The sequence below is a fragment of the Niallia sp. genome (assembly GCF_031978665.1).
Classification (GTDB): domain Bacteria; phylum Bacillota; class Bacilli; order Bacillales; family Cytobacillaceae; genus Niallia.
The window spans coordinates 22,186-33,194 of sequence record NZ_DALZDK010000027.1 but is presented as its reverse complement, the minus strand read 5'-3'; the positions used below and the strand labels follow the sequence as shown (position 1 = coordinate 33,194).

13 protein-coding genes are annotated in these 11,009 nt (G+C 33.3%); 10 read left to right on the top strand and 3 right to left on the bottom strand.

From position 1 onward, the window contains the following. Together RTL21_RS15220 and RTL21_RS15215 are read left to right on the top strand one after the other, a co-directional pair. A partial coding sequence (locus RTL21_RS15220) for an MFS transporter (protein WP_312096905.1) occupies positions 1 to 452 on the top strand: 452 nt, incomplete at its 5' end. A 298-nt stretch (positions 453 to 750) separates the two neighbouring features. Continuing rightward, entirely contained in the window at positions 751 to 1,659 is a 909-nt protein-coding gene (locus tag RTL21_RS15215) for a chemotaxis protein (RefSeq protein WP_312096903.1), read from the top strand. A 135-nt stretch (positions 1,660 to 1,794) separates the two neighbouring features. On the opposite strand, the gene RTL21_RS15210 is transcribed toward RTL21_RS15215, so the two are convergent. Next, positions 1,795 to 2,220 (bottom strand): YkyB family protein, encoded by a 426-nt coding sequence (locus RTL21_RS15210; RefSeq protein ID WP_396954454.1) that lies wholly within the window; start codon positions 2,218 to 2,220, stop codon positions 1,795 to 1,797. A gap of 325 nt (positions 2,221 to 2,545) precedes the next feature. Between RTL21_RS15210 and RTL21_RS15205 the strand changes: the two genes are divergently transcribed. Continuing rightward, entirely contained in the window at positions 2,546 to 4,645 is a 2,100-nt protein-coding gene (locus tag RTL21_RS15205) for a sensor domain-containing protein (protein WP_312096900.1), read from the top strand. 215 nt (positions 4,646 to 4,860) lie between these two features. Continuing rightward, positions 4,861 to 5,013 (top strand): hypothetical protein, encoded by a 153-nt coding sequence (locus RTL21_RS15200; RefSeq protein ID WP_312096898.1) that lies wholly within the window; start codon positions 4,861 to 4,863, stop codon positions 5,011 to 5,013. Here the strand turns inward: RTL21_RS15200 and RTL21_RS15195 are convergent. Further along, positions 5,004 to 5,723: a C39 family peptidase gene (locus RTL21_RS15195; protein ID WP_312096896.1), complete on the bottom strand. Its 720-nt coding sequence runs from the start codon at positions 5,721 to 5,723 to the stop codon at positions 5,004 to 5,006. The genes RTL21_RS15200 and RTL21_RS15195 overlap by 10 nt on opposite strands. A gap of 417 nt (positions 5,724 to 6,140) precedes the next feature. On the opposite strand from RTL21_RS15195, the gene RTL21_RS15190 reads away from it, so the two are divergent. Continuing rightward, on the top strand, positions 6,141 to 7,358 hold the full coding sequence (locus tag RTL21_RS15190; RefSeq protein WP_312096894.1) for an EAL domain-containing protein: 1,218 nt from the start codon (positions 6,141 to 6,143) through the stop codon (positions 7,356 to 7,358). Between the two features lie 107 nt (positions 7,359 to 7,465). Next, on the top strand, positions 7,466 to 8,074 hold the full coding sequence (locus RTL21_RS15185) for a DUF3993 domain-containing protein (RefSeq protein WP_312096893.1): 609 nt from the start codon (positions 7,466 to 7,468) through the stop codon (positions 8,072 to 8,074). A gap of 73 nt (positions 8,075 to 8,147) precedes the next feature. On the opposite strand, the gene RTL21_RS15180 is transcribed toward RTL21_RS15185, so the two are convergent. Then, the gene (locus RTL21_RS15180) at positions 8,148 to 8,381 is read right to left on the bottom strand and encodes a glutaredoxin family protein (protein WP_312096891.1); all 234 of its coding nucleotides are present in this window, start codon (positions 8,379 to 8,381) and stop codon (positions 8,148 to 8,150) included. 452 nt (positions 8,382 to 8,833) lie between these two features. Here RTL21_RS15180 and RTL21_RS15175 point away from each other — a divergent pair, with 452 nt between their 5' ends. The 4 genes from RTL21_RS15175 to RTL21_RS15160 all read left to right on the top strand — a co-directional run. Further along, a complete protein-coding gene (locus RTL21_RS15175; RefSeq protein WP_016200943.1) occupies positions 8,834 to 9,070 on the top strand; it encodes a YkuJ family protein in 237 nt (78 codons plus the stop codon). Positions 9,071 to 9,401: 331 nt separating this feature from the next. Continuing rightward, a complete protein-coding gene (gene cbpB, locus RTL21_RS15170) occupies positions 9,402 to 9,854 on the top strand; it encodes a cyclic-di-AMP-binding protein CbpB (RefSeq protein ID WP_312096889.1) in 453 nt (150 codons plus the stop codon). Positions 9,855 to 9,953: 99 nt separating this feature from the next. Continuing rightward, complete coding sequence (locus RTL21_RS15165) at positions 9,954 to 10,859, top strand: transcriptional regulator CcpC (protein ID WP_312096888.1); 906 nt, start codon at positions 9,954 to 9,956, stop codon at positions 10,857 to 10,859. 88 nt (positions 10,860 to 10,947) lie between these two features. Further along, a partial coding sequence (locus tag RTL21_RS15160; RefSeq protein WP_312096965.1) for a hypothetical protein occupies positions 10,948 to 11,009 on the top strand: 62 nt, incomplete at its 3' end.

The following is an 11,009-nucleotide window of genomic DNA, read 5'->3' as shown; positions in this document are numbered from 1 at the left end:
GTAAATTTATTATCCTTTATCTTGTGTCAACGATAGCTAGCATCATCGGTTCTTTTATCTTTGGATATATAACGAAAAACGTCGGCGCCTATCGATCTGTACGCTATGTGGGAATATTATTAGTTGTTGCCCTAATCATTGCAACGTTTGCTTGGAATGAAGGATTATTTTGGGTAGCAGGTAGTTTATTTGGAGTTGCGTTAGGAAGCATGTGGGTGACGACAAGAACGTATATTGTCGAGATCACCCCTGAAGAGAAGAGAGGACAATTCTTTGGCCTATTTGCCTTTTCTGGTAAGGTATCTTCCATTCTCGGCCCTTTTTTATATGGTACGATTACATTCGTATTTGCTGATTTAGGAAATACAGCAAGCAGAATGGCACTTGGTTCATTAATTATTTTAACTATTATTGGGCTAATGATTCATGCACATGTGAAAGAAGAATCGTAGGCAAAAGTTTCATAAATAGAGTAAAAGCTGGGCTGTTCACGAAAGCTAACAAAGCAGATATTCCGGAATGAATGGGAATAATTTGTTTGAATGTTTCTTTCATGAACAGCCTTTAAAATAAAGTTTAACACGATGAGTTGATGAAAGAGCGAGCAGACGAGAACTCCCTTATAAGAGAAATTTGAATAGACCTACTTTAAGAATAGACAATAAGTCCGATATAAAGGATAGGTATAGGAATGAAAAGTGGACTTTCATAAATGAACGAATTTTTAGCACCGCGAAAGGACAAGAATAAATGAAAAATGACAAAGGGATACTTTTAGAAACTGGAACAAATGAACTTGAAATTGTTGAATTTAGTGTAGGGAAGAACAAATTTGGTATAAATGTAATTAAGGTCAAGGAAATTATTAATCCAGTACCGATTACCCCAATTCCTCATGCACATCCATATGTAGAAGGAATTATGGAACTAAGAGGGGAAGTATTAACAGTAGTTAATCTTGCGAATGTATTAGGTTATTCTCCTTCTGAGACTCCTGAAAAAGATAAATATATTGTTTCTGAATTTAATAAAACAAAAATAATTTTCCATGTCCATAATGTTACCCAAATCCATCGTATATCATGGGAAAATATTGAAAAACCGTCCGAGACTTATTATGGATCTGAAAGTCAAATCATTGGGGTAGTAAAATTAAATGGTGAGATGATTTTACTGCTAGATTTTGAAAAAATTGTTGTAGATATTAATCCAGAATCAGGTATTAATGTTCAACAAGTAAAAAAATTAGGGGAAAGAAAGAGAAGTGACAAGAAACTAATTGTTGTGGAAGATTCTGCGCTTCTAAGAAAGCTATTAGAAGATACGTTGAATGCGGCAGGATTTCAGCATATTACGTTTTTTGAAAATGGTCGTGAAGCATTAGCATACTTAAATAAAAGTGTGGAGGCAGGTAAGTCTGTAGACGAGGTTGCTCAGTTGATGATTACCGATATAGAAATGCCTCAAATGGACGGACATCATTTAACAAAAGTAGTCAAAGACAATGTAAACTTAGCACCTTTGCCTGTTGTTATATTCTCTTCTTTAATTACGGATGATTTAAGACATAAGGGGCAGATAGTTGGGGCAAATGCACAAGTAAGTAAACCGGAAATCAATGAATTAATTCATATTATCGATGACATTATCTTAAAATAAAGGAGTATGTGATTCGGTATCTGAATAATAGAAAAGCTGCCAAGCTATTTTGATAATAGCTTGGCAGCTTTTCTATTATTGACAGTTAAGTATGGGGAATTACCGTGTTTTTAGATGAAATTTGATTAAGCAATATTAATAACTTTCACCAAGTTTTTTAAAAACTGGTTTTTGATATTTCTTTTTGCGGATAGGATGATTTGGTGGTGTTTCTTCGTTTAATCCAGTGTATAAGGATAAAAGCTTTTTTGATTGTGTTAAGGAAAGAGTTGATTTGGGATTTCGAACACTTTGATTGAGAGATCCTAAATGTGGCAATTCCTCAAAATCCTTTTTAGAAGGAGGTAAATGAAAAGTATAGTTTTCACATCCAATCAATAGATCAGATTGTTGTTGGCTATATTTTGGATTGTTTGAGAAGTGTAGGCCAATTTTTTTTGCTTTGCCTTCTGCTATTAGCTTATGTAAACTGTCATGCTTTAATTTATATAAGAATTTTGGATTTGGAGCAGTCTTCGCGTGACGGTTTACAACAGATATTGCTTGAAGAAGATTTTCCATAGTAGGTTTTATTGGTGGTGGGTATTTTTGCTGCTTATTCAATCGTTAAATTCTCCTTTCCATCTAATTTGTACAAGTTATTATACTATTTTTACGAGAGAAAGGAAATAAAAAGAGATAAATCTTTTCTCCAATTCATCTGAAATTAGAGCAATAAATATTGGAATAACCTACTTATTAAGAATAAACTAAATTTTTTATCTTTTTCTGTACAGAATCCCATTTACTTACCGATAAAAGTAGTAAAAGAAAATTTTTCTTTATGCTATAGACTTTTAATCCTTTTGAACAAATTATATATTGCTACATGTTAGGAATGAGATGGATGAATGATTATAATCGAAATATCAAGAATAATGAAATGATAGCTCAATCCAAATCAAATATCGAGAATATTATTTTTGAAATTATTTTTATGTATATTAAAGACATGGTATTTATTATGAAAGCAGAAAAAGGGAAAACTTTTCGGTATATCTTTGTAAATGAAGCTGCATTTTTATTTGCTAAATTACCAATTAACTTTATCGGAAAAAAGCTACAAGAGGTAGCATCTGAAGAATTAGCTGCTAGATTACAACGAGAATATTTGACTGTGTGTGAGACGAAGCAAAATCACATTTATACAGATCAAATAAAGGTAGATAACGGAGATATAATCCATGCGGAATCTGTTTTAACACCCATAATGGATGAGCAGAATGAAGTAAAATACATTGTGTCGATTACGAGAGATATTACAGAATCGATTATGGAAAAAAGGCTACTACATGAAAGTAAACAGAAATATCGTTCATTAGTAGATAATAACCTGGACGCAGTCTTTACAGTCAATTTAGATGGGGTTATTCAAGAAGTGAATCCAGCTGGTTTAAAGTTAATTGGCTTCCGTGATGAAAACCACCCATTGTTTTCTCTTTATGAACTAATAGATGAGGATAATACACTTTTCTATACTAGCTTTAGAAAATGTAAATTAACAGAAACATCGCAATCAATCGATTGTAAGTTAAGTAGCAAAAATGGTAAAACATTATCTGTTCACACGAAATTTGTTCCCATTAAGGTGAATCATGCGATTAGAGGGATTTATGTCATCTTAAGGGATATTTCAGAACGTACAAAAACAGCTGAAAAGATACGGTATATGTCCTTTCATGATCAGCTAACCGGCCTTTATAATAGGAGAGCTCTAATGGAAGATATTAATCTTGAAATTAAAAGAGCGGAGACGGAGCAAGTAGCTTTTGCCTTAATGACGATTGATTTAGATCGGTTTAAATATATTAATGATACCTTTGGGCATATTGTTGGGGATCAAATTCTTATAAAAGTTGCCGAACGATTATTAGAGTTTAAAAATTATAAATGTCATGTGTATCGACAAGGTGGAGACGAATTTAACATTCTCCTCTCCAATACCAATAGACAAGAAACGGCTCACTTTGCTCAGCGGATGATCTCACGTTTTGCTCATTCATTTTACTTAAACTCTCAGGAATACTTCATCAGTCCGAGTATTGGAATTAGTATGTATCCACATGATGGGAAGGATGTTGAAACAGTAATTAAGAATGCAGATGAGGCACTCTTCTGTGTAAAAGAAAGAGGCAAAGCACATTATCAATTTTATCGTTCTGATATGGCCTCAAGTATAACGAATGTAGTACCATTAGAAACAAAATTGCGAAAAGCCATTCAAAAAAACGAGCTCAAATTGTATTATCAGCCACAAATTGACTTAAATGGCCATACATTCAATAGTTTTGAAGCATTATTAAGGTGGGAGAGTCCAACTTTAGGATTGGTTGCTCCAAATGATTTTATCCCGCTTGCTGAGGACACAGGTCTCATTATTTCCATAGGAAATTGGGTTATCGAAACAGCATGTGAGCAAATAAAGGTATGGAAAGCTCTACATAATAAAGATGTACGAATAGCTATTAATATATCGCCAAAGCAATTTCAGCAACCTAATTTTGTAGAAGTTATAAGCAGTTCTATTCAAAAATTTAAAATTCAACCGTCCTTGCTGGAAATCGAGATTACAGAAGGGGTCATGGAGAATATAAAAGAAGCTATTCCTATATTGCGGAAACTAAAGGAAATAGGCGTTATTATTTCTGTCGATGACTTTGGAACTGGCTATTCTTCGCTTAGCTATATTAAGCAATTTCCGATTGATGTATTGAAGATTGATCAGTCCTTTGTCAGAGATGTGGTTCTTAATGCAAAGGATGCTGCTATTACGACAACCATTATTCACTTGGGTCAAAATTTAGGAATGGAAGTAATTGCAGAAGGCGTGGAAAACAAAGAACAGGAAGATTTCTTAAAGAACGCAAATTGTCAAAAAGCGCAAGGATTTTATTACTCTAGGCCGTTGACTTGTGAGGATGCAGAACAATTTCTTAAGGACTTTTAAACATGATTAGTGATTTGAATCATAAACTTATAATAGCGAAGGCTGTTTGAAAAGCACGTGGAGAAGAAGAAAGACAGAGAACTAGTAAGGTTCCGATTCTCCAAGATTAAAAATATGAGTGTTAATAATCTGGTATAAGGTGAGAGTTCCAATTTTAAAAGTTGTATTTGTATAGAAACGAAGGGCGTTGATTGCAGTTTACAGATACTTGATTTTTGAGAAAGGTGTATAGTACCTATGTTTCCGAGGAAGGTCTGCCACTTCACTTTATGAATCAAGAATATCCAATGCAATCAACGCAGAAAGTTAAAATTGTTGCAAAAACAGCCTTCGATAAGAGTGGTTTAATTTTAGCCCTTTACCGATAACTAATCGCTCTCGACTGCAAAGCATGCCAGGATTTAATAAAGGTATTCTTATCCACTTTTACATTCTTTTTACCTGATAATGGATCATTTAAGTAAACATGCTTTTTATTGAAACCAACTAATACAACGGCATGTAAATCTAATGGAGTTTTAATTGTTTTTCCATTGTGTTCCCATGATTCCCATCTGTCAGGTAAGCGATAATCACCTGTAGTCCAAACGACAATTGGATAACCATTTTGAACATGTTTTTCTAAATCATGGAAAGAGTGGTTCGTTAAGTTAACAGCTCTTTCAGGGAGGTATTTGTTAACTAGATCTTCCATTGGCTTATCAAACACAGCATACCCAGCCTTTTTCCCGGTCATATCACCAACAAACCCGATGGATGGGTCTCCCCATTTAATAATATTGCCATTTTTTCGGACCAATGGGTCTAAGTCCTTCTGAATATTTTTGTAAAGCTCCATTTTATTTACTTTAACACCAGCATAATTTAAGACCATGGTTAAGCTGGTCACTTCACAACCGTATCTTAATTCTGGATTTTGTTTAATTAATGGAACATCTAACAGTATGTTTTTGTTAGAGCTAGACACCTGACTAACCAATTCTGCTTTTGGTTTATTATCATCAATGTGGAAGTATTCCCAAGCTTGCTCCGAACCAAAAAAGGGAGCGAGCAAAAGTAATAGTTTAAACAACTGCATATATTACCTCTTTCTTGCCAACTCCTGTTTTTATCATACGAAGTTTCAAACAAAATATAAGGGTATATTATTACCAGCGGTATTCAGCTTTATCGGAGCAAGCTGAAAAATCGGTCCCACACCTAATGGGAAGAAAAGATAAAATTTAATTAAAAAATAGAAAGAATTTTCTATCATTGTTTCTGTAGTTCGGTGTTTATATGGTATAATAAGGTTTATTTTAATGCTTAGAATAAAGTGAAGTGCCTTTGCCTACTGTCTAACAAATAAATTTAGCCATAAGAATTGACTTTTTAACGGTTGTAATTATAAGGACTGAAAAAAACAACAGTCGATACGAAAAAGGTATGAAAATGATTTAAAAACGGAAGCGATAAGCAAAGGAGCTTGCATTTCTTATAGGGAGGCTATCAAAATATGGATGCTTTGGATATTTTGACTGATTTAGAAAATGTCATCCCTTATTTTCAAGCTATTTTTAGTGCTGATGAACATCGAGTGATCGGATATGAAATATTAGGAAGATATAATGGTGCAGATGGCGTTGAAAGTCTAGGAGATTTCTTTTTAGATGAAGGAATCCCCGATGAATATAAGCTTGAAGTAGATCAAGTTATTTTGACGAAAGCATTAGATAAAGCATTATCCCTTGATGAGGATGTTTTGCTCTTTATTAATAGAGATGCAGAAATACTGATGAAAGATGATGGGGAAGTGTTTTTAGAAACATTGTTGGAATATGAAGGGAAAGGAATCAAGCTAGATCGTATCGTTCTTGAGATATCTGAAAGAAATTATCATGGACAATTTTATCATTTAGACCATTTATTAATTTACTACAGAACATATGGCATTAAAATTGCGATTGATAAAATGGGAAGTGATAGTAGCTATTTGGACCGAATTGGTGATTTAGCACCTGACATCCTTAAAATTGATCTATTAGCTTTGCGATCTACTTCTACTTCTCATGCTTACCAAAATGTTTTATATTCATTGTCCATGCTAGCTCGAAAAATTGGTGCTACTTTATTATTTGAAAATATCGAGATGGTTTATCAGCTTCAATTTGCTTGGAAAAATGGTGGGAGATTTTATCAAGGATATTATTTACATTTCCCTGAGGGTAATTTCGTTGATCGTAATATTAGAAAAGAGACGTTAAGAGACCTGTTTCATGAATTTATTTTTTCGGAAAAGAAAAAATTATCTACTATATTTGACTTAACAGAAGAGTTTCAAGTCCAATTACAGGCATTACTTGTTAAATATAAGAAATACTCTTCGTATGAAGAGCTTTTGAAATTACTAACGGCAGATTTATCTGATGTTGCTTTTCGAATGTATGTATGCGATGAAGACGGTTTTCAGAAATCTGCGAATATTATTAAATATGACAATGATTGGATTGTTCAGCCCGAATATACTCATAAAAATTGGAGCTGGCGACCATATTTTTTAGAAAATATTATAAAAATGCGGAATGAAAAAAGAGGAATATTATCTGACTTATATAGTGATATTGAAACGGGAGAAACGGTAAGAACTTATTCGTATCCAATAAATGCAAAAGAATATTTATTTATCGATTTATCTTACAATTTTCTTGATCGAATGAAATTGCTGCTTAGTTAAAACAAGCTGAAGAGATTTTTCTCTTCAGCTTGTTTTATTGGCGTTATAAAGGGTATTGATAATACTAATTAAGTGCAATGCTAGCAAATAGAAAAGGAGAGAATTCCATGAAAAAAAGCTTCTTTACCTTAGTGATTATTTTGCTTTGGAGTATTTTTCCATATTCCATACATGCTGCCAGCCAATTGACAAGTAGGGATGAAGTATTTGCTTTTGTAGAAAAGGCATTTCGAGCACAAGTGTCATTAAGTAAAGAAGCGAGAGAAATGGAGGAGATAGAAGAAATATTGGCACCATATTTTTCGGAAGAAATGATCTATCGATTTCTTAATGAAAACTTGACTGGTGAACAGGGAGAGTTTTATACATACGGCAATGAATTTGGCAGATATTATCTTCCTTATTATCAGCTATCTGATCAAACCTTTGTGGAGGTTGAAGAAAATAGTATCCTCCTATATGAATATTATGAACCAATTACTATTGGAGAAAAAGTATATGAAGGTTCTTATGAAGGGGTGCTTATAAGAAAGTTGAATGAGAAATGGCTTGTAACGAATATGCTTTCAGATAAAGAGGTAAAATCCATTTTAAATAGCAAGGAAAAAAACTTTAGCACATTGGTTTACATGCCATTGCTTTCAATAGAAAATCAAGTTACCTATATAACAGAAAATAGTAAAAAGCCTAGCGTTATAAATATCAATAGCCTCTAAGCAATAAAGAATATCGTTAAAATCTTAAAGGGTGGCGCACTTATACGCCACGATATCGTATTGTAATTTGTTCTTAAATATTTAAGGCATTTTTAAGCTTTTCCAAATCAAAACCATAAATAACAGTACCGTCTATTACAAAGGTTGGAGTGGAAAAAGATTGATATTTCTTTATTAATTCTTTTTTAGCGCGCGGATCCTTTTGAATATCCTTTATTTCAAAGTCAAATCCATGTTCTTTTAAAAAGAGTTTGGAATATTCACAAGGGGGGCAGTCTGGTTGGGTATACAACGTGATTTGGTGCATCTTGTTCCTCCTACATTCTTTCTTCTTCTAATCATACAAATAAAGTTTTTCTCATGCAATTCTTTTGAACTGACACCAGTAATTAGTTTTTACTTTTTCACTCTACAGGAAGACAATACTTTCCAGGATTCTGATTGAAGCATATTATCGATGTTTACCCTATCAACTTTTACAGGATATCCGAGATGGTTTGCAGCTCCCCTTCCTTAAGAAACCAGCTTTTTTGGATTCAACTTCAAGAGTAAGAATATTCAGATGAAATAAATAATAAAAAAACAACTAGTTTTTTTCAGTTTTACTTGGACAAACTCTCGACAATCTTTTATTCTGTTAGTATTGGCATTTTTACACAAGAGGCGAATTGTGCTTAATTTAACGAAGAAAGTGTATAGAAACATGCTAATAGTGAAACCTATGGTTAACACAAGGTTTGTTTTGAAAGGAGAGAGAGCATGTCACAATTACAAGGCATATTAACAAGATTAAAAAATCTGCAAGAGCAAGCAACTGGGGGAGAGCCAACGCAACGTTTCTTTGAGGTGAATGGGGAGAGAAAGTGTCAAGTAACATTTCATCCAAAAACAGAAACATTTGAATTAGAAGTATATAACGATAAAGAAAAGCCAAAAAGATATCAATTTGATAATGTTGATATGATTACAATTGAGATTTTTGATTTAATTCAATAATAGTACTTATTAAAAAGCTTACTGCATATGGAGCTATCCATGCATGCAGTAAGCTTTTTTTGTAGACTTTTTCTACATGAAAAAGGTAAGAGGATCCATACTAATAGTTGAGGTGATAAATATGATGCCAATGGTCATTTGTCCAGAATGTTCCCATGAAGAAAAACTTGAGAATGTCCTTACAGCTCAATCTAATCAGAATGTGATCTTTCAATGCCCTCATTGTCAGCTCCTTGTAAGGAATATTAAAACGAGCAAGGGTTAAAGGAGCATTAAGCCGAAAACTATGATAAAATGAGGTATAAATATATTTTGTGAGGAGTTTTCGGCTATGATAAGTATGCACAGCGAAGAGTTTTTAAACATCACTTTAAAGGATTTATTAATTCCGTCTGAACGGGTTGCACATGTGCAGATAGGCAATAGTTTAGAACACGCTCTGCTAGTCTTAACAAAAAGTGGATACTCAGCAATTCCTGTATTAGATCCAAGCTATAAGCTCCATGGCTTAGTAAGTACGCCGATAATTATGGAGAGTATACTGGGATTAGAACGAATTGAGTTTGAAAAATTAGAAGAAATAAAAGTAGAAACCATTATGAACACTGTAATACCACGAGTGAAGAGTAATAGTTCTGTATTACATACGATTAAACATTTAGTAGACCATCCTTTTATTTGTGTGGAAACAGAAGATGGCTATTTTGATGGGATTTTAACGAGAAGAGCGATATTAAAGCGACTTAATATTTATTTACATCAAAACAATCAACAGCAATCTTAAACTGTATTATTCCTTCACCTACTGCTGCCGCTCTTGTTCACCTCTTCATTAGAGTTATATCCCTCTTTTGATAACAATATTTATTATGAGGATACTATCATGTCAACAATTTCTGAATTACAATTATTAACTGTTCTTTCCCAGGAAATGAATATGAGAAAAGCAGCAGAAAGACTTTTTGTCACCCAACCCGCTCTTTCTCAAAGATTGCAAAATATTGAGAAGGATTGGGGAACGCCATTATTTATAAGATCACAAAGAGGCCTTTCTCTAACTGCTGCTGGCGAATTAGTAACGAAATTTGCAATGGAAACTCTCAAGAAAGAAGAAGAAGTAAAGGAATCCATTCATGCTTTTAAAGAAGAAGTATATGGAACATTAAAGATAGCTGTTGCAAGTATAGTAGGGCAGAATTGGCTCCCTGAAGTTTTAAAGCGATTTGTTGAGCGCTATCCTCAGGCGAAGATATCGTTAGTAACGGGCTGGAGTAGTGATATGATGAAATCTGTTTCTGAGGATAGTATGCATATAGCCATCATTAGAGGAGTATCGGATTGGAAGGGAATTAAACTGCATTTATTTGATGATCCCCTTTATTTAGTGGATCGTGAAATTGCAAAGTTAGAGGATATTGCATGGACGGATCGTCCGTTTATTCAGTTTAAAAGTGATTCTAACTATTATGAGGAAATACAGGTTTGGTGGCATCGGAATTTTCAGCTGCCTCCAAAAAACACTATTGTCGTTGATCAGATTGAAACATGTAAACAGCTTTCTTTTAATGGCATTGGTTATAGTATTTTACCTTCTATTGCTTTAAGAAAAGCAGATGATTCACTTTCTAGAATCCCATTATATAATGAGCATAATGAACCGATTACAAGAGGAACATGGTTAATTGGCTATGAAGCAACCTTTCAATTAAAACAGGTACAAGCCTTTTTAGAAATTGTTAAGGAATATCTCGAAGAAGAAAATACAGGAAAACAAATGGATTGGCGATAAAGTTTAGTATTTATTGCTTGTTTTCATCACTTTTGTTTGGTAAAGTAATTTTTAGTATTGTATATATACATAATGGAGGTATTAGTTTATGAAAATGATGGATGCAAATGAAATTATTTCATTTATTCAAAATAGTACAAAATCTACACC

Coding starts and splice junctions, on each gene's coding strand:
- RTL21_RS15175 (WP_016200943.1), top strand. CDS start 8,834: ATGTCACAATTACAAGGCATATTAACAAGATTAAAAAATCTGCAAGAG.
- RTL21_RS15210 (WP_396954454.1), bottom strand. CDS start 2,220: ATGGAAAATCTTCTTCAAGCAATATCTGTTGTAAACCGTCACGCGAAG.
- RTL21_RS15165 (WP_312096888.1), top strand. CDS start 9,954: ATGTCAACAATTTCTGAATTACAATTATTAACTGTTCTTTCCCAGGAA.
- RTL21_RS15215 (WP_312096903.1), top strand. CDS start 751: ATGAAAAATGACAAAGGGATACTTTTAGAAACTGGAACAAATGAACTT.
- RTL21_RS15205 (WP_312096900.1), top strand. CDS start 2,546: ATGAATGATTATAATCGAAATATCAAGAATAATGAAATGATAGCTCAA.
- RTL21_RS15180 (WP_312096891.1), bottom strand. CDS start 8,381: ATGCACCAAATCACGTTGTATACCCAACCAGACTGCCCCCCTTGTGAA.
- RTL21_RS15185 (WP_312096893.1), top strand. CDS start 7,466: ATGAAAAAAAGCTTCTTTACCTTAGTGATTATTTTGCTTTGGAGTATT.
- cbpB (WP_312096889.1), top strand. CDS start 9,402: ATGATAAGTATGCACAGCGAAGAGTTTTTAAACATCACTTTAAAGGAT.
- RTL21_RS15195 (WP_312096896.1), bottom strand. CDS start 5,723: ATGCAGTTGTTTAAACTATTACTTTTGCTCGCTCCCTTTTTTGGTTCG.
- RTL21_RS15190 (WP_312096894.1), top strand. CDS start 6,141: ATGGATGCTTTGGATATTTTGACTGATTTAGAAAATGTCATCCCTTAT.